Consider the following 23,900-nt stretch of genomic DNA (forward strand, 5'->3'; position numbering starts at 1 on the left):
CCGCCGCCTCCCTAAGGAGACGGCGGTTTTCAAAGGCCCCGGTAAGGCTTAGTAAGCCAGGCCGAAGTCTTCTTCTTTCATGTCCATCAGGTTGTTGGCACCCGACAGCATGGTCGCCACATGGGTACGAGTACGCGGCAGGATGCGCTGGAAGTAGAAGCGTGCGGTCTGCAACTTGGCGGTGTAGAACGCCTCTTCGGTGGTGCCGGCAGCCAGCTTTTCAGCCGCCAGGCGCGCCATGTCGGCCCAGAAGTAAGCCAGGCACGCGTAGCCGGAGTACATCAGGTAATCCACCGAGGCGGCCCCGACTTCTTCACGGTCTTTCATCGCGGCCATGCCGACCTTCATGGTCAACTCGCCCCACTCTTTGTTCAGTGCCGCCAGCGGTGCAACGAACTCTTTGACGGCTTCGTTTCCTTCGTTGGCCTGGCAGAACTTGTGCACGATCTTGGTGAAGCCCTTGAGCGCTTCGCCTTGGGTCATCAGTACTTTACGGCCGAGCAAGTCCAGCGCCTGGATGCCGGTAGTACCTTCGTACAACATCGAAATGCGGCTGTCGCGAACGTTCTGCTCCATGCCCCACTCGGCGATGAAACCGTGGCCACCGTAGATCTGCACGCCGTGGTTGGCCGATTCAAAACCGACTTCGGTCATGAACGCCTTGGCGATCGGGGTCATGAACGCCAGCAGGCCATCAGCCTGTTTCTTGGCTTCGTCGTCAGTGCCGTACTTGACGATGTCCACTTGCTTGGCGGTGAAGTACACCATCGCACGGTTACCTTCGGCGAAGGCTTTCATGGTCAGCAACATGCGGCGCACGTCAGGGTGCACGATGATCGGGTCAGCGGCCTTGTCTGGTGCTTTCGGGCCAGTCAGCGAGCGCATCTGCAGGCGATCACGGGCGTATTTCAAGCCACCCTGGAAGCCGATCTCGGCGTGGGACAGGCCTTGCAGCGCGGTACCCAGGCGAGCGGTGTTCATAAAGGTGAACATGCAGTTCAGGCCTTTGTTCGCCGGGCCGATCAGGAAACCGGTGGCCGCGTCGAAGTTCATCACGCAGGTGGCGTTGCCGTGGATACCCATCTTGTGTTCCAGGGAACCACAGGTCACTGCGTTGCGCTCGCCCACCGAACCATCGGCGTTAGGCAGGAACTTCGGCACGATAAACAGCGAGATGCCTTTGGTGCCAGCCGGTGCGTCCGGCAGGCGGGCCAACACGATGTGGACGATGTTATCGGCCATGTCGTGTTCACCGGCCGAGATGAAGATCTTGGTGCCGGAGACTTTGTAGGAACCGTCAGCCTGAGGCTCGGCCTTGGTGCGCAGCATGCCCAGGTCGGTGCCGCAGTGCGGCTCGGTCAGGCACATGGTGCCGGTCCATTCGCCCGACACCAGTTTGGTCAGGTAGGCGTTTTGCTGCTCTGGGGTGCCGTGCTCGGAGATAGTGTTCATCGCACCATGGGACAGGCCCGGGTACATGCCCCACGACCAGTTGGCGGCACCCACCATTTCGCTCACCGCCAGGCCCAGGGATTCCGGCAGGCCTTGGCCGCCGTGCTCCACATCGTGGGCCAGGCTCGGCCAGCCGCCTTCGACGAATTGTTTGTAGGCTTCTTTGAAGCCGGTAGGGGTCTTAACGCCTGACTCACTCCAGGTACACCCTTCGATGTCGCCCACGCGGTTCAACGGTGCCAGTACTTGCTCACAGAACTTGGCACCTTCTTCGAGAATGGCGTCAACCATGTCCGGGGTAGCGTCCTGGCAAGCCGGCAGGCTCTGATAGTGCGCTTCATAACCGAGCAGTTCGTCACGAACGAAGCGAATATCACGCAAGGGGGCCTTGTAGTCAGGCATAGCGATAAACCTCTGCTGATGTAGCTGGGATGAACAACCGCGTGGATTTGTTATGGCGGTCAAACAGGTGTTTGAAACATACGTTTACGACCCAGGGTTGTCAAGCGTCGGCCGGATGCCGTTTGTCTTGATGCGGGTCAATCTCAGGCACGCCAATGCTTGCGGCAAGACGCCGCATGATTCGAAGAGGTTCAGCAGAATGACGCAGGACAAATGTGGGAGCGGGCTTGCTCGCGAAAGCGGTGCGTCAGTCAGCTGCAATGCTGGCTGAAGATTCGCCTTCGCGAGCAAGCCCGCTCCCACAGAAGAGCAGGCATGAATTTAGAGAGGGATTAAGCGTAGGTATCGATCAAGGTGCCGAGCATTTCATCCGAAGCCTTGGCGACTTTCGCCCCCAGCTCGACTTGAAACTTGCCCTGGGCCATTTCCACCATATTGCTCGCCGAGTTGGACGGCTGGGCGCGGTCATTGGCTTGCAGACGGTCACTTTGTGCACCCGATGGCTGGGTCGTCGCGGCGCTGGCAATCTTGCCGGCCGCCTGGTCGACACGGTTCTGCCCGGTCTGAATGCTGCTCAGGCCCGAATAAAACGCGCTGCTTCCAGAGATTTCCATGGCGTAAGCCTGCCTTTAGAGAATCGTGAAAGTGAATTGAAGCAGACATCCTGGCAAAAGGCCCGTCAAAAACACTAATGGCATATTGCCTTAGTGATAGCCAAAATCAGTCAAGCAGGTCCAGTTCCAGGTACTCGGCCACCGCTGCGGCCCCGGCGTGCTTGAGTTTTGGCACCCGCCCCAGGCAAGGCGCCGGCAAGCGCTCAGCCAGGGTGGCGAGGTTTTCTTCCAGACGAGAGGTCTTGGGGTCGATGATGTTCGCCACCCAGCCCGCCAGCGGCAAGCCGTCCCGGGCGATGGCTTCAGCGGTGAGCAGTGCGTGGCTGATACACCCCAGGCGCACGCCCACCACCAGGATCACCGGCAGCTTGAGCGCCATGGCCAGGTCCGACAGGTTGGCCTGGTCAGCCAAGGGCACGCGCCAGCCACCCGCGCCTTCGATCAAGGTGAAATCCGCTCCACGTGCCAGGAGGTGCTGCATCGGTTTGAGCAACGATTGCACCGTCAGCGCGACACCCGCCTCGCGCGCGGCCAGATGCGGCGCGATCGCCGGCTCGAATGCCACCGGGTTGACCTCGGTATAACTCAGCGGTACTGAACATTCGGCCAGCAGCGCCAACGCATCGGCATTGCGCAGTCCTTGGGCAGTCAGTTGGCAGCCCGACGCCACCGGTTTTCCTGCCGCCGTGCTTTTACCCGCCAGCCTGGCCGCATGCAACAGGCCAGCGGCGATGGTGGTCTTGCCCACATCGGTGTCGGTGCCGGTGATGAAGTAAGCGGCGCTCATAAAGGTTTCTCCAATACGGCGTACACCACTTGATAGGTGGCGGGCAAGCCCTGAGCCTGACGGAACTGCTCGTAAGCGTCTACCAGTGCAACAATCCGCGCGCGCCCCGTCAACCCTCCCGGGCGGCCCGGGTTGAGGTTATGGGCGCCCAACGCCTTGAGTTCGTGGGTCAGGCTGCGCACGTCCGGGTAATGCAGCACATGGGGCTGTCGCTCCAGGCTTGCCACTCGCAAACCACTGGCCGCACAGAGCTGTTGATAAGCGTCGAAAGTGCGGAAGCGGTTGACGTGAACCAGGCCATCCACGGCCCGCCAGCTTTCGCGCAGCTCACCCAAGGTACCGACGCACAGGCTCGCGAACGCCAACACACCGCCCGGTTGCAGCACACGAGAAGCCTCGCTGAGCACGGCATCAAAATGTGCACACCACTGCACCGCCAGGCTGGAAAAGATCAGTCCACAACTGCTCGTCTGCAACGGCAGGCGCTCGGCGTCACCGGCGACAAAATACGCGGCGCCACCCAATGGCCGCGCATGGTTGAGCATGCCCTCGGCGATATCCAGCGCCACACCTTGGCTGGCAGGCAAACGCTCGCCCAATACGCGGCTGAAATAACCCGTGCCGCAGCCCATATCCAGCCAGCGTTGGGGCGAAACGTCGGATGGCAAACGGCTGAGCAATTCATGCCCCACCGCCCGCTGCAACTCGGCCACGCTGTCGTAGCTGGCCGCCGCACGGGAAAACGAGGCCGCGACCTGGCGCTTGTCCGGCAAGCCCCCTGGCAAGGGAGGATGGGATAAATCAGTCATCAACACACTCATGCAAAAAAGCCTGGATGGCCCCCGCTACACCGTGGGGGTCTTCCAGAAGAAACGCGTGACCGGCCTGTTCAATCAGGCCGACTTCTACATCAGGGAGCAATGCCAGCAGGTCGCTGGCGGCTTCGGCAGGCACCAGCCCATCCAGGCCGGCAAACAGATGCAACTGCGGCCCGCGAAATGCCTGCAAGGCCGCCCGCGTATCCAGTTGGGCCAGCAGTTCCAGGCCGGGCATCAATACGCTGGGGGCGGTATTCGGCGCACCGCTGACCAGCAACCGCGACAGCCCGCGAGGGTCTTCGGCGCCCTTGGCACACAACAGGCCGAAGCGCTTGAGGGTGACTTGGGAGTCGGCGTGGCAGCCCGCCAGAAATGCGTCGAAGGTCTCGGCAGGCATCGCGTGGGGCCAACCGTCATGGGCGACGAAGCACGGGTTGCTCGCCAGGGTCAGCAAACCACAGCAACGTTCGCCACGGCGCGCTGCCAGCTCTGAAGCGAGCATGCCGCCCAGGGACCAACCACCGAGCCAGACGTTGTCCGGCAGCGTCGCATCGAGTTCGTCGAGCCACTCATCCACATCACTGGAGTCCAGCGCTGGCAGAGGCTCGACCTGTACCCGCAGGTGTTCGTCCAGGCCATGCAATGCCGCGGCCAACGGCTCCAGCGGTGACACACCAAGGCCCCAGCCGGGCAGCAATATCAGTCGATTACGCATGGTCGGGCTCCGAGGTGCCTAACAAGCGGAAACATTCTTCGAGTCCGTTTAACAATAGCTGCACCTGCGCCTCGCTGTGGGCCGCGGTCAATGTCACCCGTAAACGGGCACTGCCGGCGGGCACGGTAGGCGGGCGGATCGCGGTCACCATCAGGCCACGCTCACGCAGCATGTGCGATAGGCGCAACGCCCGGGCGCTGTCGCCAATCAGGATCGGCTGGATCGGCGTAAAGCTGTCCATCAATGCCAGGCCCATCTGCTCGGCGCCCTGGCGGAACTGGCGGATCAACCCGTTGAGATGATCACGCCGCCAATGTTCGCTGCGCAGCAGCTCCAGGCTTTTCAGGGTGGCGCAGGCCAGTGCCGGTGGTTGGCTGGTGGTGTAGATATACGGGCGGGCAAATTGGATCAGGCTTTCGATCAACGCCTCACTGCCCGCCACAAACGCCCCGGCGGTACCGAAGGCTTTGCCCAAGGTGCCAACCAGCACCGGCACCTCCTCCTGGCTCAAGCCGAAATGCTCGACAATGCCACCGCCATGGGCGCCCAGCGGGCCGAAGCCATGGGCGTCATCCACCATCAGCCAGGCACCTCTGGCCTTGGCTTCACGGGCCAGTGCGGGCAGGTCGGCCAGATTGCCGTCCATGCTGAACACACCATCGGTGACCACCAGCGTATTGCCGGTGGCCTTCTCCAGGCGCTTGGCCAGACTGACAGCGTCGTTATGCAGGTAGCGGTTGAAACGCGCCCCGGACAATAAACCGGCATCCAGTAATGAAGCGTGATTGAGACGGTCTTCCAGCACCGTATCGCCCTGCCCCACCAATGCTGTTACCGCACCGAGGTTGGCCATATAGCCGGTGGTGAACAGCAGTGCCCGCGGGCGCCCAGTGAGGTCGGCGAGAGCTTCTTCCAACTCATGGTGCGGCGCGGCGTGCCCCACTACCAAATGCGAAGCACCACCGCCCACGCCCCAGCGGGATGCACCAGCGCGCCAGGCCTCGATCACCTGCGGGTGGTTGGCCAGGCCCAGGTAATCGTTATTGCAGAACGCCAACAGCGGTTGGCCATCCACCACCACTTCCGGGCCCTGCGGGCTCTCCAGCAAGGGGCGTTGACGATAAAGGTGTTCGGCACGGCGGGCAGCGAGGCGTGCGGAGAGATCAAAAGACATGCTGGCCTCGATTTGGCGGGTTCAACTGGATCAAATAATGTGGGAGGGGGCTTGCTCCCGATAGCGGTGGTTCAGTTACAGATACTGAGACTGACACACCGCTATCGGGAGCAAGCCCCCTCCCACATTGGGATCCCATTTCAATCAGACGACAGCGTTGTAGAACTGCTCGCTGCTCTTTTGCTCCACCAACGCCTGCTCAATCGCCGCCTGGTGCACTTCATCAGCGTGCTCTTCACGGGCTTCCGGCAGGATGCCCAGGCGTGCAAACAATTGCATGTCCTTGTCAGCCTGGGGGTTGGCGGTGGTCAGCAATTTGTCGCCGTAGAAGATCGAGTTGGCGCCGGCAAAAAACGCCAGGGCCTGCATCTGCTCGTTCATGGCTTCGCGGCCGGCGGACAGCCGCACGTGGGATTGCGGCATCAGGATGCGCGCCACCGCCAGCATGCGGATGAAATCGAAGGGGTCGATGTCGTCGGCGTTTTCCAACGGTGTACCGGCAACCTTCACCAGCATGTTGATCGGCACCGACTCGGGATGCTCCGGCAGGTTGGCCAGTTGGATCAGCAGGTTGGCACGGTCGTCGAGGGACTCGCCCATGCCGAGGATACCGCCCGAGCAGATTTTCATCCCCGAATCACGCACGTAGGCCAGGGTTTGCAGGCGCTCGCTGTAGGTGCGGGTGGTGATGATCGAGCCGTAGAACTCCGGCGACGTATCGAGGTTGTGGTTGTAGTAGTCCAGGCCCGCCTGGGCCAGGGCTTCGGTCTGGTCCTGATCGAGGCGCCCGAGGGTCATGCAGGTTTCCAGGCCCATGGCCTTCACCCCTTTGACCATCTCCAGCACGTAGGGCATGTCTTTGGCCGACGGGTGTTTCCACGCTGCGCCCATGCAGAAACGCGTCGAACCGATGGCCTTGGCGCGGGCGGCCTCTTCGAGGACCTTTTGCACTTCCATCAGCTTTTCTTTTTCCAGGCCGGTGTTGTAGTGGCCCGACTGCGGACAATATTTGCAATCTTCCGGGCAGGCGCCGGTCTTGATCGACAGCAGGGTCGACACCTGCACGCGGTTGGCGTCGAAATGCGCGCGGTGCACGGTCTGCGCCTGGAACAACAGGTCATTGAACGGCTGCACGAACAGGGCTTTGACTTCGGCTAAAGACCAATCGTGACGCAGGGTGGCAGAGGTGCTGGCGCTCATGGGCGATTCCTTGATTATGCTTTGGCAAGCGCTGCGGGAAGGGCAATACCCACAGGCACGACACGGATGCTCGGCATATTTAAGGAAGATTCATGCACTGTCAACCTGAGCACAAGCACCAAGTTTACATCTGGTCAAAAAGCATACAAACCTGCCTGATCTGCGATGAATGCACTGAATCGGCTGAAAATGTGTGCAACGTCTGCGAAACAGAACTGCCATGGCTGATGGAGCAGTGTGAACGCTGTGCCCTGCCCTTGCCGATGGACGGCTTGCTCTGCGGCCAATGCCAAAAACATCCACCCGCCTTTAACCAGGTCGTCGCCCCTTGGACCTACAGCTTTCCCATCGACACCCTGATCAGCCGCTTCAAACATCAGGCGCGTTGGCCGCTGGGGCACATGCTCGCGCGCCTGCTCACGCAACATCTGCAACACCGCTTCGATAACGCCGAACTCAGCCGCCCGGACTGCCTGCTGCCGGTGCCCATGGCACGCAAACGCCTGCGCGAACGCGGCTTTAACCAAGCGTTGATGGTGGCGCGTTGGCTCAGTGCTGCCCTCGATATTCCCCACAATGAACACCTGCTGTTGCGACCTCATGAAACCGTCGCACAGCAAGACCTTGATGCCAGGACGCGCAAACGCAACCTGCTAAACGCCTTCGCCCTGGCCCCCGGCACTCAGGTAGCAGGCCAACATCTGGCGCTGGTAGATGACGTACTCACCACCGGCGCCACGGCCCACGCCCTGGCGCGGCTTTTGGTGGCCGCCGGTGCACGCCAGGTCGACGTTTATTGCCTGGCCCGCACGCCCAAACCCGGCACCTGACTTGACTCCCTTGCGCCAGGGCGGCAACGTCCGTTCATCTCATCCAAGCGTATGCCCATGTCTCTGCCCAGCCCTCTCAACCAACACATCATCCGTCGCCCCCAGCGCATTGCCTTGCTGGGGCATATCGCCGAGCAGGGCTCCATCACCCGTGCGGCTAAAAGCGCCGGGTTGAGTTACAAGGCCGCCTGGGACGCCATCGACGAACTGAACAACCTGGCGCAGAAACCGTTGGTTGAACGCAGCGTCGGTGGCAAGGGCGGTGGCGGCGCCAGGCTGACGCAAGAAGGTCAACGGGTGCTGCGCCTCTATCAGCGCCTGCAAGTGTTGCAGGCCCAGGTACTGGGTTCGGACGAAGCGGCGAGCGACTTCAACCTGCTGGGGCGCCTGATGCTGCGCACCAGTGCGCGCAACCAATTGCACGGCCAGGTCAGCGCTATCGACAGCCAGGGTCGCAATGACATGATTCGCTTGCAGTTGGCCGGTGGCCTGCATCTTGATGCACAGATCACCCACGACAGTACCCAACGACTGGAACTGCAGGCCGGCGTGGAAGTGGTCGCCCTGATCAAGGCCGGATGGCTCGAACTACTGGCGATCGGGCAGCCTGAAACACCTGGACACAATTGTATGAGCGGTGTGATCGAGACGATTCTCGGCGCCGAAGATGGCCCCAGTGAGGTGCGTATCTCTCTGCCCAACGGCCAGGTGTTATGCGCGCTGGCCCAGCCCGCCGCACTCCAGGCACTCAACGCTGGCGAAGGCCAGCCGGTCCGTGTGCAATTTGCCCCCAGCAATGTGTTGCTCGGCACGCCGGTGTAGCGGGCGAACGTCTTCAAGCTGCAACAATCTGGTCACAAGCGCTGCTTAAGGTGTCTGCAAAAACCGCAGGGAGCCTGAGATGAGCCTATTAGAAGAAAACCAAGCCACCGACCTTGAACAGATGGTCGGCCTCACCCGACGTCGCTTTATCGGCGCAGGCGCCCTGTGCGGTGCGGCGATGTTTCTGGGTGGCAACCTGCTGAGCCGCAGTGCCCTGGCCGTGAATGCCGCCTCTGCCAGCCCGCTGCTGGGGTTCACCAGCATCGCCGCCGCCACCAGCGACACCATCACCTTGCCGCCTGGCTACAGCGCGTCGGTGCTGATCAGTTGGGGCCAGCCGCTGCACAAGAACGCGCCGGCTTTCGATCCGTCCGGCAATGGCACGGCCAAGGCCCAGGAACAGCAGTTCGGCGACAACAACGACGGCATGAGCCTGTTTCCCTTCCCGGGCGACAACAACCGCGCGCTGATGGCGATCAACAACGAATACACCAACTACCGCTACCTTTTCCCCCACGGTGGCGCGCCGCAATCGGCCGAAGACGTGCGCAAGGCCCTGGCCAGTGAAGGCGTGTCGGTGATCGAAGTGCGGCGCAAGGGCGACACCTGGCAGTTCGTACAGGACTCGCGCTACAACCGGCGCATCCACGGCAACTCACCGATCCGCCTGAGCGGCCCCGCCGCCGGCCATGACTGGCTGAAAACCCGCGCCGACAAAACCGGCAAGAAAGCCCTCGGGACGTTCCAGAATTGCGCCAACGGCAAGACCCCATGGGGCACTTACCTGACCTGCGAAGAAAACTTCACCGACTGCTTCGGCAGCAGCACCCCCCAGCAAGCCTTCGACGCCGGGCAGAAGCGCTACGGCGTGGTGGCCGCCAGTAAAGACATTAACTGGCATCAGCATGACCCACGCTTCGACATGGCCAAGAACCCCAACGAACTCAATCGCCATGGCTGGGTGGTGGAAATCGATCCATTCGACCCGCAATCCACTCCGGTCAAGCGCACGGCATTGGGCCGTTTCAAGCACGAGAACGCCGCTCTCGCCGAGACTCGCGACGGCCGCGCCGTGGTGTACATGGGCGACGACGAACGCGGTGAATTCATCTACAAGTTCGTCAGCCGCGACCCGATCAACCATCACAATGCCAAGGCCAATAAACACCTGCTGGACCACGGCACTTTGTACGTGGCGATCTTCGACGCGGGCGACGGTAACGCCGACCACCCCAAGGGCAAAGGCCAGTGGGTAGAGTTGACCCACGGTAAAAACGGTATCGACGCCAGCAGCGGTTTCGCCAACCAGGCCGAGGTGCTGATCCACGCGCGCCTGGCCGCCAGCGTAGTCAAAGCCACGCGCATGGACCGCCCGGAATGGATCGTGGTCAGCCCCACTGACGGCCAGGTCTATTGCACCCTGACCAACAACGCCAAACGTGGCGAGGAAGGTCAGCCCGTGGGCGGGCCTAACCCACGGGAGAAAAACATCTACGGCCAGATCCTGCGTTGGAAAGCCGACGCCGATAACCACGGCGCCACGGACTTCAGCTGGGACCTGTTCGTGGTGGCCGGCAACCCAGGCGTGCACGGCGGTACACCCAAGGGCGGCTCATCCAATATCAACCAACAGAACATGTTCAACAGCCCCGATGGCCTGGGTTTCGACAAGGCCGGGCGCTTGTGGATCCTCACCGATGGCGACTACAGCAACGCAGGCGAATTTGCCGGCATGGGTAACAACCAGATGCTGTGTGCCGACCCGAGCACTGGGGAAATCCGCCGCTTCATGGTCGGGCCAGTAGCCTGTGAGGTGACGGGGATCAGCTTTGCGCCGGACCAGAAGACCTTGTTTGTGGGGATTCAGCATCCGGGTGAAACCGGTGGTTCGACCTGGCCGGAGCATCTGCCGAATGGCAAGCCGCGTTCGTCGGTGATTGCGATTCGGCGGGATGATGGTGGGATCGTCGGCGCCTGATAGGGCCTCATCGGGAGCAAGCCCCCTCCCACACTTGATCGGGTTCACACGGTCAAAATGTGGGGGGGGCTTGCTCCCGATGGCAATGGCACAGCCGCCCCCTATCTCAAGCCCGGTGCGTTACCATACCCGGCCCGACGCGGCGCCCTGCTGCGCGCAGGAGTTCGCATGGCCCACCCGTTTGAAACACTCACCCCTGACCTGGTTCTCGACGCTGTCGAAAGCATCGGTTTTTTCAGCGATGCTCGCGTTCTGGCGCTCAACAGCTACGAAAACCGCGTATACCAGGTGGGCATCGAAGACGCCGAACCGCTGATCGCCAAGTTCTACCGCCCCCAGCGCTGGACCAACGAGGCGATCCTCGAAGAGCACCGCTTCACCTTCGAACTGGCCGAATGCGAAGTCCCAGTAGTAGCGCCGCTGATTCACAATGGCGAAAGCCTGTTCGAACACGCGGGTTTCCGCTTCACCCTGTTTCCGCGCCGTGGCGGCCGGGCGCCGGAGCCGGGTAATCTCGACCAGCTCTACCGGCTCGGGCAGTTGCTGGGCCGTTTGCACGCGGTGGGTTCCACCCGCCCGTTTGAACACCGCGAAGCCCTGGGCGTGAAGAACTTCGGTCACGATTCCCTCAACACCCTGCTTGAAGGCAACTTCATTCCCAAGAGCCTGTTGCCGGCCTACGAGTCCGTGGCCCGTGACCTGCTCAAGCGCGTGGAAGAGGTGTACAAGGCCACGCCGCACAAGAACATCCGCATGCACGGCGATTGCCACCCCGGCAACATGATGTGCCGCGACGAGATGTTCCATATCGTCGACCTCGATGACTGCCGCATGGGCCCGGCAGTGCAAGACCTGTGGATGATGCTCGCCGGCGACCGCCAGGAATGCCTGGGCCAACTGTCGGAACTGATGGACGGCTACCAGGAATTCCACGACTTCGACCCACGCGAACTGGCCCTGATCGAACCCCTGCGCGCCCTGCGCCTGATGCACTACAGCGCCTGGCTGGCGCGGCGCTGGGATGACCCGGCGTTCCCCCACAGCTTCCCTTGGTTCGGCAGCGAGCGGTATTGGGGCGATCAGGTACTGGCGTTGCGTGAGCAGTTGTCGGCGCTCAACGAAGAACCGCTGAAACTCTTCTAACTGCTTTTTTTTTAATGTGGGAGGGGGCTTGCTCCCGATAGCGGGGTGTCAGGCGCCATATTTATAAACTGGCAGTCCGACATCGGGAGCAAGCCCCCTCCCACATAAAGCAAAGCAGGTCCCACGACTGGACAAATATCCTTACAATTGCGCTTTGTAAGCTGCCTAAGCAAGGATTCTGCAATGCAAGCCGCCAACCCTCGCAAGGGGTACATTCTTGGCCTGAGTGCCTACGTCATCTGGGGTCTGTTCCCGCTCTACTTCAAAGCCATCGCCAGCGTACCCGCCGCAGAGATTATCGTGCACCGCGTGCTGTGGTCGGCGCTGTTCGGCGGTTTGCTGCTGATGGTGTGGAAACACCCGGGCTGGTTCCGTGAATTGCGCGACAACCCCAAACGCCTGGCGATCCTGGCACTCAGCGGTTCGCTGATCGCAGCTAACTGGCTGACCTACGTGTGGTCGGTGAACAGCGGGCGCATGCTCGAAGCCAGCCTGGGTTACTACATTAACCCGCTGGTGAATGTGCTGCTGGGCATGCTGATTCTCGGTGAACGCCTGCGGCGCCTGCAGTGGATAGCGGTGGGTTTGGCAGCGGTGGGCGTGGCGCAACAGGTCTGGCAGGTCGGCAGCTTGCCGTGGGTGTCGCTGGTGTTGGCGTTGACCTTCGGCTTCTACGGTTTGATCCGCAAGCAGGCGCCGGTCAAGGCATTGCCCGGGCTGGTGGTGGAGACTTGGATGCTGGTGCCGATTGCCGTCGCCTGGTTGCTGTTCAATCCGTCGGCCCACAGTGCCCAACTGGAATTCTGGAGCACCTCTGAAGCCTGGTGGCTGGTGGCAGCGGGCCCAGTGACCCTGATCCCACTGGTGTGCTTCAACGCCGCCGCCCGGCATTTGCCCTACACCGCACTGGGCTTTTTGCAGTACGTGGCGCCGACCCTGGTGCTGCTGGAAGCGGTATTGCTATTCGGCGAACACCTGGCACCCAGCACGCTCATTGCGTTCGCCTTTATCTGGGCCGGCCTGGTGGTATACAGCCTGGACGCCTGGCTGAGCATACGCAAACGCTGATCAAATAACGTACAAACCTCTGCAAGCCACAGCTTTCGTGGCTTGCAGCGTTCCACCCCAAGGTTATCCACACCCTGATCCCCGCCATGTGTGCACAAGTCCTTGAAACTGTTCGTTTTTTGCTCAGCTGACGAAGAAGCCCGGCCAGCATGGCCTGGCGCCGGATTTCTACAGGTTATCCACAGGCCCATGCAAGATTTCCATGCATAACCTTGTGGATCGTTACTCTTCCTGACGCAACTCCACCATCAAGTCATCGGCCAGGGTCTCAAGCGCCGCCTGCAAGGTTTCCAACGACATACTCGCCGGCACCTGCAGCAACGCTTCGGCGTTAAACAATGGATCACCACTCATGGGCGCCGGCCGTACATCGGTGCTCAGGCGCTCCAGGTTGACGCCCTGCTGGCTCAACAGCGCGGTGATCTCGCGCACGATGCCCGAGCGGTCATTGCCCACCAAGGTCATCAGGATCGGTTTGGATGCCGATGCCTGCCCGCTGCTGCCCTCGCCCACCAGCACACGAATGCCATGTGTGGATAAGTCCTCCAGCGCGCCAACCAACGCCTGGCGCTGCTCTGTCGGCACGCTGACCCGCAGGATCCCGGCAAACTGCCCGGCCATGTGGGCCATGCGGCTTTCCAGCCAGTTACCGCCGTGGGCGGCAATGTTCTGCGCAATGCGTTCAACCAGGCCGGGTTTGTCGGCGGCGATAATTGTGAGTACAAGATGGTCCATGGCAAAGCCCTCTGGAATTCAATCTACAAGGTGGACCCGGGAGCACTCGAAAACAAATCGTGTACCATTTTTATATTTATCTGGAACAATCTAATGGTTTTTTGAGAACATCCGGTTCTCCGCTGTGACCGTACGACCAAAGTGGGTCGCTAAACGACGTATTTAGTCTAATTTTCACAACCGCAAGTCATCATGTAGTATGCCCAACCGTGCACTACATAATGAAAATCTGAAAAAGCGCATAAGCTCCGCAGAGTGAGGCAAGCAATGACTGAACACGTTCAAGTCGGTGGCCTGCAGGTCGCCAAAGTCCTGTTCGACTTCGTGAACAACGAAGCCATTCCCGGTACCGGCATCACTGCCGACCAGTTCTGGGCCGGTGCCGACAAGGTCATCCACGACCTGGCACCGAAGAACAAAGCCCTACTCGCCAAACGCGACGATTTCCAGGCGCGGATCGATACCTGGCACCAGACACACGCAGGCAAAGCCCACGACCCGGTGGCCTACAAAGCCTTCCTGCAAGACATCGGATACCTGCTGCCAGAAGCCGCAGACTTCCTGGCCTCGACCCAAAACGTCGACGACGAAATTGCCCGCATGGCCGGCCCCCAGTTGGTAGTGCCGGTGATGAATGCCCGCTTCGCCCTCAACGCTTCGAATGCACGCTGGGGCTCGCTGTATGACGCGTTGTATGGCACCGACGCCATCAGCGAAGCTGGCGGCGCCGAGAAGGGCAAGGGCTACAACAAGGTACGTGGTGACAAAGTCATCGCCTTCGCCCGTGGGTTCCTCGACGAAGCTGCGCCGCTCAGCGCCGGCAGCCACGTTGATTCCACTGGCTACAAAATCGTCGATGGCAAGTTGATCGTCAGCCTTAAAGGCGGCAGCAACAGCGGCCTGCGTGACGATGCCCAGTTGATCGGTTTCCAGGGCCCCGCGGCCGAGCCGATTGCGATTCTGCTCAAGCACAACGGCCTGCACTTCGAAATCCAGATCGACGCCAGCGCCCCGGTCGGCCAGACCGATGCGGCCGGCGTCAAAGACGTGCTGATGGAAGCCGCGCTGACCACCATCATGGACTGCGAAGACTCCGTCGCCGCTGTGGATGCCGATGACAAAGTGGTGATCTACCGCAACTGGCTCGGCCTGATGAAGGGCGACCTGGCCGAAGAAGTGGCCAAGGGCGGCAAGACGTTCACTCGCACCATGAACCCTGATCGCGTCTACACCGGCGTGGACGGCCAGGATGTGACGCTGCACGGCCGTTCGCTGCTGTTCGTGCGTAACGTTGGCCACCTGATGACTATCGACGCGATCCTCGATAAAGACGGCAACGAAGTGCCGGAAGGCATCCTCGACGGCCTGCTCACCAGCCTGGCGGCGATCCACAGCCTCAATGGCAACAACACGCGCAAAAATAGCCGCACCGGTTCGGTGTACATCGTCAAGCCGAAGATGCACGGCCCGGAAGAAGCCGCGTTCACCAACGAGCTGTTCGGTCGCATCGAAGAGGTGCTGAACCTGCCGCGCAACACGCTGAAAGTCGGGATCATGGACGAAGAGCGCCGCACCACAGTCAACCTCAAGGCCTGTATCAAAGCGGCCAGCGAGCGCGTGGTGTTCATCAACACCGGTTTCCTTGACCGCACCGGCGACGAAATCCACACCTCCATGGAAGCTGGCGCGATGGTGCGCAAAGCGGCCATGAAAGCGGAAAAATGGATCGGCGCGTATGAGAACTGGAACGTCGATATCGGCTTGAGCACCGGCCTGCAAGGTCGTGCGCAAATCGGTAAAGGCATGTGGGCCATGCCCGACCTGATGGCTTTGATGCTTGAACAGAAAATCGCCCACCCACTGGCCGGTGCCAACACCGCTTGGGTACCGTCGCCTACCGCGGCGGCGCTGCATGCACTGCACTATCACAAGGTTGATGTGTTCGCCCGCCAGGCCGAACTGGCCAAGCGCGAGCGCGCCTCGGTGGACGATATCCTCACCATTCCCCTGGCCAGCAACACCGAGTGGTCCGAGGAAGAGATCCGCAACGAACTGGACAACAATGCCCAAGGCATCCTGGGTTATGTGGTCCGTTGGATCGACCAGGGCGTCGGCTGCTCGAAAGTGCCGGACATCAACGATGTCGGCCTGATGGAAGACCGCGCCACTCTGCGAATTTCCAGCCAGCACATCGCCAACTGGTTGCGCCACGGCATCGTCAACGAAGCTCAGGTGATGGAAAGCCTCAAGCGCATGGCGCCGGTGGTGGACCGTCAGAACGCCGAGGATGCGTTGTACCGCCCATTGGCTCCGGATTTCGACAGCAACATCGCGTTCCAGGCCGCGGTGGAGTTGGTGATTGAGGGGACCAAGCAGCCTAATGGGTATACCGAGCCGGTGTTGCACCGTCGGCGGCGGGAGTTCAAGGCTAAAAACGGCCTGTAAATGAAAAAGCCCTGATCGAGAGATCAGGGCTTTTTAGTGGGTTTGAGGTTGACTGAACTGGCGCTATCGGGGGCTTGCTCCCGATGAGGCCATCACAGCCTCACAAAAATCAGGAAGCCATCCCCAACTCCCGCTTGACCAACTTCGCCAACTTCACGCTATCAATCGGCTTGAGCAAAAAGTCCACCACGCTCAAATGCATCGCATCGATCACATCCGGCGCTTCCGCGTCCCCCGACATGATGATGATCGGCAGCGCCGCCCGGGTCGACTCGCGCACCTGGCGGATCAACTCCAGGCCATTGCTCGGCGCCATGCGCAGGTCGGTGATCAATAAACCGATGGAGCTGCTTGATTTCAACAAATCCCATGCCGCCTCACCACTGTCGGCGGTCATGCAGCGAATACCGTCCAACCCCAGGATCTCCGCCAGCAGTTCACGCGCATCCTTGTCGTCGTCCACGATCAATACACGTTGGGGCGGTAAATCAGGCTCGAGCATCACGGCGCTCAGCGCCTCGCGCTCGGCGTCACTCAAAATATCGTGGTCGGGCATACGTTTCTCAGCAGTTCTAATCAATCTCCCAGCACACTCGTCAGACATCTGCGGAAGGGCGAACAATGTGCACTTCGTCGGAAAGTTTGCCTAGTGGGCGTTCTACGGGGTTTGGACGATAGTCATGTAAGGTTTTTCCCTAGTTTTGCGCGGTTTTCATCCACCTAGACTTACGTCCAATGGGCACCCGCCGTGCAGGAGTCGACCATGCAGCACGATAACGACAAAAAAACTGCGGTCACTGTTATGAGTAAAGCTGATGCATTCGCACAAGCAGGGAAAACTGCTGTGTTGCAGAACATTCACGGCACCCTGCAATTCCTGCAACGCTTCCCGCCCTTCAACCAGATGGAACAGGCTCACCTCGCGTTTCTGGTGGAACAGTGCCAACTGCGCTTCTACGGCCCCGGCGACAGCATCCTCAAACCGTCTGGTGGCCCGGTTGAGCACTTTTATATCGTCAAGCAGGGCCGCGTCGTCGGTGAACGGCCAGACTCGGCGGACACCACCTTCGAAATCACCACTGGCGAGTGCTTCCCCCTCGCCGCGTTGCTGGGTGAACGCGCTACCCGCACCGAACACAAAGCGGCCGAAGACACCTTTTGCCTGCAACTGAACAAACCAGCTTTTATCAAGCTGTTCGCCCTTTCCAGCCCGTTTCGTGATTTCGCCTTGCGCGGGGTCAGCAGCCTGCTCGATCAGGTCAACCAGCAGGTGCAGCAAAAAGCCGTGGAAACCCTCGGCACTCAATACTCGCTGAACACCCGCCTGGGCGAATTGGCCATGCGCCACCCGGTCACTTGCAGCCCATACACGCCGTTGCGTGAAGCGGTGACGTTGATGCACGAGCAGCAGGTCGGCAGCATTGTGATTGTCGACCAGCACAAGGCGCCCCTGGGCATCTTCACCCTGCGTGATTTGCGCCAGGTGGTGGCTGATGGCACCAGCGATTTCAGCCAGGGCATTGAAGCCCATATGACTCAGGCGCCGTTTTTCTTGAGCCCGGACCACAGCGCTTTCGACGCGGCCATCGCCATGACCGAGCGGCATATTGCCCATGTGTGCCTGGTCAAAGACCAGCGTCTGTGTGGCGTGGTGTCCGAGCGTGACCTGTTCTCCTTGCAACGTGTAGACCTGGTGCACCTGGCCCGCACCATCCGTAACGCGCCCCGGGTGGAAAACCTGGTGGCGATTCGCGGTGAAATCGGCCAGTTGGTGGAGCGCATGCTCGCCCATGGCGCGTCGTCCACCCAGATCACCCACATCATTACGCTGCTCAACGACCACACCGTGTGCCGGGTGATCGAGTTGACCCTCGCTGAAAAAGGCGACCCCGGCGTGCCATTCAGTTGGTTGTGTTTCGGCAGCGAAGGTCGCCGCGAACAAACGCTGTACACCGACCAGGACAACGGCATCCTGTTCGAGGCCAAGGACGCCGTCGAAGCTGCCGAGATTCGTGGCCGCTTGCTGCCTCTGGCGCAGCACATCAACCAGAGCCTGGCGCTGTGCGGCTTCAGCCTGTGCAAGGGCAATATCATGGCCGGCAACCCCGAGCTGTGCTTGTCCCGAGTGGAATGGGCGCGGCGCTTCGGTGCGTTTATCCGTGAAGCAACGCCGGAGAACCTGCTGGGCTCGAGCATCTACTTTGATTTGCGTGTGGTGTGGGGCGACGAGCAGGGTTGCGAGCAATTGCGCCAGGGCATTCTCGACCAAGTCGCGGATAACCCCCTGTTCCAGCGCATGTTGGCCGAAAACGCGTTACGCCAGCGCCCACCGGTAGGGCGTTTCCGCGAGTTCGTGCTGACCCGCAAAGGCGGCGAAAAAGCCACCCTCGACCTCAAGGTGCAGGGCCTTACCCCGTTCGTAGACGGTGCGCGCCTGCTGGCCCTGGCCAATGGCATCCACGCCAATAACACCCTGGAGCGCCTGCGCCAGTTGGTGGACAAGCAAGTGATCGAGCCGCTGGATGGCGCCGCCTATGAAGAGGCCTACCACTTTATCCAGCAGACGCGCATGCAGCAGCACCAGTTGCAGACCCGCGAGAACCAGCCCTATTCCAACCGCGTCGACCCCGATAGCCTCAACCATCTTGACCGGCGCATCCTGCGTGAATCCCTGCGCCAGGCCCAGCGCCTGCAAAGCAGCCTGACCTTGCGGTATCAACTGTGAGTTTGTTCGGCTGGTTGCATAAGAAAAAACCTGGACTGAGCGCGGTGCAGCAACAGCGCCTGGCGCAATTGCCCAAGCCTCGCGTATTGGGCGACGACTCATTGCGCAGCCAGCGCTGGGTGGTGGTGGACCTGGAAACCAGCGGCCTGAACCTTAACCGTGACCAGGTGCTGTCCATCGGCGCCGTGGTCATCGAGGACGGTGCGGTGGATTTCTCCCAACTGTTTGAACGCACCCTGCAACGCTCCGACACCAAGCTCAGCCCCAGCGTGCTGATCCACGGGCTGGGCCCCAGTGCCATCGCTGCCGGCAGCGATCCGGCCGAGGCGTTGCTGGATTTCATGGCGTTTGTGGGCGACAGCCCGTTGCTGGCCTTCCATGCGCCCTTCGATCAACACATGCTAGGCCGGGCGCTCAAGGACAGCCTGGGTTATCGCCTGGCCCATCCCTTTCTGGACGTGGCCGACCTGGCGCCGCTGTTGTGCCCCGACACCACGCTACGCGAGGCCGGGCTGGACGACTGGCTCAACCATTTCAAGCTCCAGGCCGGCGAACGCCATCACGCCAGCGCCGATGCTCTGGCTACGGCGGAGCTGATGCTGATCCTGTTCAGCCGTGCCAGGCTGCAGCAGATCGACACGCCCCGCGCGCTGCAGGAGCGTTTGGCCCAGTGGAAACGGCGTCAACAAGCGCCATCGTTTTAATGTCATCTCCCGACAGACGCCAATTGCGCCCACCCTACGCCTCTGACACAATCGCGAATAATTCTCGTTAGTTTAAACCCCTCGTTTATTCGGTGATGCCTTGTCGTCGGTCCAGACCCCACACAGTGAGCTTGTTGGCGCGTTGTATCGCGACCATCGCGGCTGGCTGCTGGCCTGGCTGCGGCGCAATGTGGCCTGCCCGAGCCGCGCCGAAGACCTGAGCCAGGACACCTTCATGCGCCTGCTGGGCCGTGATGAGCTGCGCGAACCCCGTGAACCCCGGGCGTTCCTGGTGGCCATCGCCAAGGGCCTGCTGTTCGACTACTTCCGTCGCGCCGCCCTTGAACAAGCGTATCTCACCGAATTAATGCTGATCCCCGAAAGCGAACACCCTTCGCCGGAAGAACAGCAACTGATCCTGGAAGACTTGAAAGCCATCGACCGCCTGCTCGGCACGCTGTCGAGCAAGGCCCGCGCCGCTTTCCTCTATAACCGCCTCGACGGCCTGGGCCACGCAGAAATCGCCCAACGCCTCGGCGTGTCGGTGCCCCGTGTGCGCCAGTACCTGGCCCAGGGCATTCGCCAGTGCTACATCGCGCTGTATGGCGAGCCTTCGTGACGGCCATCGGTTCCAGACCGGTGTCGGCGCGGGTGCTGGATGCCGCGATTGCCTGGCAACTGTCCCTCGACTCGGGTGACGGCAGCACGGTGGAACAGGAAGAGTTCGCCAAATGGCTGGCCAGCGATGAGGAACATGCCCGCGCCTGGCGCCAGTTGGGCATGCTCGACCAACGTTTCAGCGCAGCCTCGGGCCCGGCAAGGGCGGCCTTGCTGCAATCGCGCCAAGGCATTCGCCAGCGCGTGCGCAAATTGGGCCGTGGCCTGGCGAGTATCGTACTGGTATGCGGCCTGGCGCTGTTTGCCGGCGAGCGCTACGTGCCGATCCACTATTGGCTGGCCGACCAGCGCACGGCTACCGGCGAGCAACGCACGCTGAAACTGGCCGACGGTACGTTGATCAACCTCAACACCCATAGCGCGATTGATGTGCGCTTCGATGAAAAACGCCGGTTGATCGTGTTGCAGGAAGGCGAAATCCTCGTCGAAACCGGCCATGACGATGCACGCCCTTTCTATGTGCAAACCCGCGACGGCAGCCTGCGGGCGCTGGGCACGCGTTTTATCGTCAAACGCGAAGACGACGCGACGCGCCTGAGCGTGCTGCAATCGGCCGTGGCCGCCCAGCCTGAGGCACTGCACCAGGAACAGATTTTCAAGGCAGGCCAGCAAGTGCTGATGCGCAGCGATGGCCTCGGCCCTACCTTGGCTGTCACCCCCGCTTCCGATGCCTGGACCCGCGGCATGTTGGTGGTCGACAACGCTCGCCTGGGCGATGTGATCAATGAACTGAGTCGCTACCGCACTGGCTACCTGGGTGTGGATAAAGACGTGGCCGACCTGCGCATCACCGGCAGCTTCCCGCTGCACGACACCACCCTGGCGTTGAACGCGCTGTTACCGACCTTGCCGGTGCAGATCGAGCAGCATACGCCGTGGTGGGTGACCGTTACCGGCAAGCCTTAAGGTTTGAGGTGGCTGGGCGATTGCTTTCGCGAGCAAGCCCGCTCCCACATTTGACGGTGTTTTGCCTGACTGAACGCGGTCAAGTGTGGGAGCGGGCTTGCTCGCGAAGAGGCCCTCAAGAACCCCCTGGAAAAAATAGTTACACCCGGCCCTATCACTTTCTGCTTCTCGTTCGGCACCTAGGCAATTGAGAAATATTTCCATTCAGGAGCCGCCCCTATGTCCCGCACGCTAGACACTTTGCTGCGCCCCAGCCTGTTAGCCCTGGCTATCGCCCTCAGCGCCCCGCTGGCCAGCACTTCGCTGATCGCTGCTGAACAAGCCTCCAGCGTGCGCGCCTATAACCTGCCGGCCGCGCCATTGGCCGCCACCCTCAACCAGATCGCCAGCCAGGCCGGCCTGGCGCTGACCCTCAACCCGACACTCGCCGCCGGCAAGACCTCAACCCCGGTCAAGGGCCAGTTCGATGCGCAGGGCGCGTTGCGTGAGGCGTTGCGCGGGACGGGGTTGCAGTTGGAGCAGAGCACGGCGGGGACTTTTACGTTGGTGGCGATTCCAGACGGTGTAGTTGCGTTACCGGAAACCAGCATCATTGCCCAGGGCAATTATGAAAGCGCTTGGGGGCCGGTGGACGGCTACCTGGCAAAGCGCACCGCTGCCGGCACCAAAACCGACACCGCGCTGGTCGAGGCGCCACGTTCAATCTCGGTGGCCACCCGCGAGCAGATGCAGGACCGTAACGTCCAGAACCTCGACGACGCAGTCAAATACATGCCTGGTATCGTGTCCGCCAGCTACGGCAGCGACACCCGCTACGACTGGATGCGCGTGCGCGGTTTCGAACCCACCCAATTCCTCGATGGCCTGCCGCTACCCCGCGGCGTGTACGCCAACCCGAAAGCCGAAACCTGGAACCTGGATCGTCTAGCTCTGCTGCGCGGCCCGGCCTCGTCGGTCTATGGCCAAACTCCACCGGGTGGCCTGTTGGACATGGTCAGCCGCCGTCCAAGCGCAGAATCGAGCAACGCCATCCAACTGCAATACGGCAGTGACAACTATCGCCAGATCAATTTCGCCAGCACCGGCAAGATCGATGATGAAGGCGAGTTTCTCTACAGTGTCAGCGGTGTAGTGCGCGATGCCGGTACACAGGTCGATCACATCGACAACAAGCGCTACAACATCGCGCCGAGCCTGACCTGGAACATCGATACCGATACCAAGTTGACCTTGCTCTCGCAGTTCACCCGTGACGATACCGGAGCTACCAGCCAGTTCCTGCCGATCCAGGGCACCAAGATCAAATCGCCGCTGGGAGAAGTCTCGCACCACAAGAACCTGGGCGATCCGGATTACGACTTCTACGACCGCACTTACTACGCACTGGGCTATGCCTTTGAGCATCGTTTCAATGACACTTGGCAGTTCCGTCAGAACCTGCGGTACACCAAATCGGAACTGGCCTTCCAACAACTGACCGTTGGCTCCTATGCCTTCTCCCCGGCTGACGCCAACGGCAATATCAGCCGCTCCTCGACCAATGTGGACGAGGATATTGGTCAATTCGCGGTGGATAACCACTTCCAGGCAGACTTCGCCACCGGCGACATCACCCATACCGTGCTGCTCGGCCTGGATCATCAGCGCACCGACACCTCGTATCTGGCGATTTTCGGCGACGGCGGCACCACCAACATCTTCAATCCGGTCTACGGCCAACCGATCGTGCGCCCGGCGCGCTCCACGGCGTTCTACGATTACAACCAGAAAACCGTACAGACCGGCCTCTACGTGCAAGATCAGATGGCGCTGGACCAATGGCGCCTGACCCTGGGCGGTCGGGAAGATTGGGTGCACCAGGGCACCACCTACTTCAACAAGAACGACGCAACCAACACCGACCGCAGCAAGAATTTCAGTGGCAACGCGGCGTTGAGCTATGTGTTTGACTCGGGCTTTGTGCCCTACCTCTCATACGCCGAGTCGTTCCAGCCTGCGAGCAACGCCAGCGTAGACCCCGTGAAGTCGTTTAAACCAACAGAAGGCAAGCAGTGGGAGTTGGGGATCAAATACCAACCACCCGGTTCCAACACCCTACTCAGTGCAGCCGTCTACGACCTGACCCAGAAGAACGTGCAAGTCACCAGCTTCCAGTCCGGCGGCGTATCGGTCACCGACCAGTCCGGCGAAGTGAAGGTCAAGGGCCTGGAGCTGGAAGCCGTATCCGACGTAACCGAAAACCTCAAGGTGATCGCGGCGTACACCCTGGCCAAATCCGAAGTGCAAAAAGGCGATTTCAAAGGCAACCGCCTGCAACTGATGCCAAACCAGCAAGCCTCGCTGTGGACCGACTACACCTGGCACACCGGCGCACTCGACGGTTTCGGCATTGGTTTTGGCGCCCGCTACACTGGCAATACCTATGGCGACCAGGCCAATACCTGGGCCGGCAAAGCCAACGCCTACACCGTCTTCGACGGCGCCGTGCACTACGACCTCGGCCGCCTGGATAACAGCCTCAAAGGGGCGTCGGTGAAAGTGAACGCGACCAACCTATTCAACAAGGACTACATTTCCACCTGTGATGGTTCCTACTGCTACTTCGGCGACCAGCGCAGCGTAGTCGCCAGCGCCACCTACCAGTGGTAATCGGTTGAGTTAACAACCAGGCCGCCCCAGAGGGCGGCTTCGGTGTGTCTGAAGG

The 23,900-nt window shown here is 61.0% G+C and carries 20 protein-coding genes; 11 read left to right on the forward strand and 9 right to left on the reverse strand.

All coding sequences use genetic code 11. From position 1 onward, the window contains the following. Positions 1–48: 48 nt before the first annotated feature. From JFT66_RS07480 to bioB, 7 genes are all read right to left on the reverse strand, one after another. Positions 49–1,854, reverse strand: coding sequence for a phenylacyl-CoA dehydrogenase (locus JFT66_RS07480; protein ID WP_034116103.1), 1,806 nt, complete (start codon positions 1,852–1,854; stop codon positions 49–51). A gap of 332 nt (positions 1,855–2,186) precedes the next feature. Continuing rightward, positions 2,187–2,468 (reverse strand): hypothetical protein, encoded by a 282-nt coding sequence (locus JFT66_RS07485; RefSeq protein WP_034116104.1) that lies wholly within the window; start codon positions 2,466–2,468, stop codon positions 2,187–2,189. A gap of 106 nt (positions 2,469–2,574) precedes the next feature. Next, positions 2,575–3,255 (reverse strand): dethiobiotin synthase, encoded by a 681-nt coding sequence (bioD, locus tag JFT66_RS07490; RefSeq protein WP_198859049.1) that lies wholly within the window; start codon positions 3,253–3,255, stop codon positions 2,575–2,577. Further along, on the reverse strand, positions 3,252–4,064 hold the full coding sequence (bioC, locus tag JFT66_RS07495) for a malonyl-ACP O-methyltransferase BioC (RefSeq protein WP_153837525.1): 813 nt from the start codon (positions 4,062–4,064) through the stop codon (positions 3,252–3,254). Before bioC ends, bioD begins: the two co-directional genes overlap by 4 nt. Further along, the gene (locus JFT66_RS07500; RefSeq protein ID WP_198859050.1) at positions 4,057–4,788 is read right to left on the reverse strand and encodes an alpha/beta fold hydrolase; all 732 of its coding nucleotides are present in this window, start codon (positions 4,786–4,788) and stop codon (positions 4,057–4,059) included. The genes bioC and JFT66_RS07500 overlap by 8 nt, the downstream gene beginning before the upstream one ends. After that, complete coding sequence (bioF, locus tag JFT66_RS07505; RefSeq protein ID WP_153837523.1) at positions 4,781–5,962, reverse strand: 8-amino-7-oxononanoate synthase; 1,182 nt, start codon at positions 5,960–5,962, stop codon at positions 4,781–4,783. Before bioF ends, JFT66_RS07500 begins: the two co-directional genes overlap by 8 nt. A 144-nt stretch (positions 5,963–6,106) precedes the next feature. After that, entirely contained in the window at positions 6,107–7,162 is a 1,056-nt protein-coding gene (bioB, locus tag JFT66_RS07510; RefSeq protein ID WP_014720209.1) for a biotin synthase BioB, read from the reverse strand. Between the two features lie 92 nt (positions 7,163–7,254). On the opposite strand from bioB, the gene JFT66_RS07515 reads away from it, so the two are divergent. The 5 genes from JFT66_RS07515 to rarD all read left to right on the forward strand — a co-directional run bounded on the left by JFT66_RS07515 (position 7,255) and on the right by rarD (position 13,003). Further along, complete coding sequence (locus JFT66_RS07515; RefSeq protein WP_198859051.1) at positions 7,255–7,992, forward strand: ComF family protein; 738 nt, start codon at positions 7,255–7,257, stop codon at positions 7,990–7,992. A 57-nt stretch (positions 7,993–8,049) separates the two neighbouring features. After that, positions 8,050–8,814: a TOBE domain-containing protein gene (locus JFT66_RS07520; RefSeq protein ID WP_034116110.1), complete on the forward strand. Its 765-nt coding sequence runs from the start codon at positions 8,050–8,052 to the stop codon at positions 8,812–8,814. Positions 8,815–8,893: 79 nt separating this feature from the next. Next, a complete protein-coding gene (locus JFT66_RS07525) occupies positions 8,894–10,792 on the forward strand; it encodes a PhoX family protein (RefSeq protein WP_198859052.1) in 1,899 nt (632 codons plus the stop codon). Positions 10,793–10,960: 168 nt separating this feature from the next. Continuing rightward, positions 10,961–11,935 carry a serine/threonine protein kinase gene (locus JFT66_RS07530; RefSeq protein WP_198859053.1) on the forward strand — a complete coding sequence of 325 codons (975 nt, stop codon included), beginning with the start codon at positions 10,961–10,963 and terminating at the stop codon, positions 11,933–11,935. 183 nt (positions 11,936–12,118) lie between these two features. After that, positions 12,119–13,003, forward strand: a complete 885-nt coding sequence (gene rarD / locus JFT66_RS07535) for an EamA family transporter RarD (protein ID WP_034116113.1) — start codon at positions 12,119–12,121, stop codon at positions 13,001–13,003. 222 nt (positions 13,004–13,225) lie between these two features. Here the strand turns inward: rarD and JFT66_RS07540 are convergent, their stop codons facing one another. After that, on the reverse strand, positions 13,226–13,738 hold the full coding sequence (locus JFT66_RS07540; RefSeq protein ID WP_034116114.1) for a glycine cleavage system protein R: 513 nt from the start codon (positions 13,736–13,738) through the stop codon (positions 13,226–13,228). Between the two features lie 267 nt (positions 13,739–14,005). Between JFT66_RS07540 and JFT66_RS07545 the strand changes: the two genes are divergently transcribed. After that, complete coding sequence (locus JFT66_RS07545; protein ID WP_198859054.1) at positions 14,006–16,183, forward strand: malate synthase G; 2,178 nt, start codon at positions 14,006–14,008, stop codon at positions 16,181–16,183. 109 nt (positions 16,184–16,292) lie between these two features. Here JFT66_RS07545 and JFT66_RS07550 read toward each other — a convergent pair whose 3' ends face one another. Continuing rightward, complete coding sequence (locus JFT66_RS07550) at positions 16,293–16,739, reverse strand: response regulator (protein ID WP_034116116.1); 447 nt, start codon at positions 16,737–16,739, stop codon at positions 16,293–16,295. 246 nt (positions 16,740–16,985) lie between these two features. Between JFT66_RS07550 and JFT66_RS07555 the strand changes: the two genes are divergently transcribed. The 5 genes from JFT66_RS07555 (at position 16,986) to JFT66_RS07575 (ending at position 23,845) form a co-directional block, all read left to right on the forward strand. Next, positions 16,986–18,908, forward strand: coding sequence for a putative nucleotidyltransferase substrate binding domain-containing protein (locus JFT66_RS07555; RefSeq protein ID WP_198859117.1), 1,923 nt, complete (start codon positions 16,986–16,988; stop codon positions 18,906–18,908). Then, positions 18,905–19,612, forward strand: coding sequence for a 3'-5' exonuclease (locus JFT66_RS07560; RefSeq protein WP_162524803.1), 708 nt, complete (start codon positions 18,905–18,907; stop codon positions 19,610–19,612). Before JFT66_RS07555 ends, JFT66_RS07560 begins: the two co-directional genes overlap by 4 nt. A gap of 100 nt (positions 19,613–19,712) precedes the next feature. Beyond that, complete coding sequence (locus JFT66_RS07565; RefSeq protein ID WP_034116118.1) at positions 19,713–20,231, forward strand: RNA polymerase sigma factor; 519 nt, start codon at positions 19,713–19,715, stop codon at positions 20,229–20,231. Then, positions 20,228–21,196: a FecR domain-containing protein gene (locus JFT66_RS07570; RefSeq protein WP_198859055.1), complete on the forward strand. Its 969-nt coding sequence runs from the start codon at positions 20,228–20,230 to the stop codon at positions 21,194–21,196. Before JFT66_RS07565 ends, JFT66_RS07570 begins: the two co-directional genes overlap by 4 nt. A 219-nt stretch (positions 21,197–21,415) precedes the next feature. After that, positions 21,416–23,845: a TonB-dependent siderophore receptor gene (locus JFT66_RS07575; protein WP_153837519.1), complete on the forward strand. Its 2,430-nt coding sequence runs from the start codon at positions 21,416–21,418 to the stop codon at positions 23,843–23,845. Positions 23,846–23,900: the final 55 nt, after the last annotated feature.

Origin of the sequence: Pseudomonas sp. MF6755 (assembly GCF_016405635.1) — a bacterium.
GTDB lineage: Bacteria > Pseudomonadota > Gammaproteobacteria > Pseudomonadales > Pseudomonadaceae > Aquipseudomonas > Aquipseudomonas haemolytica.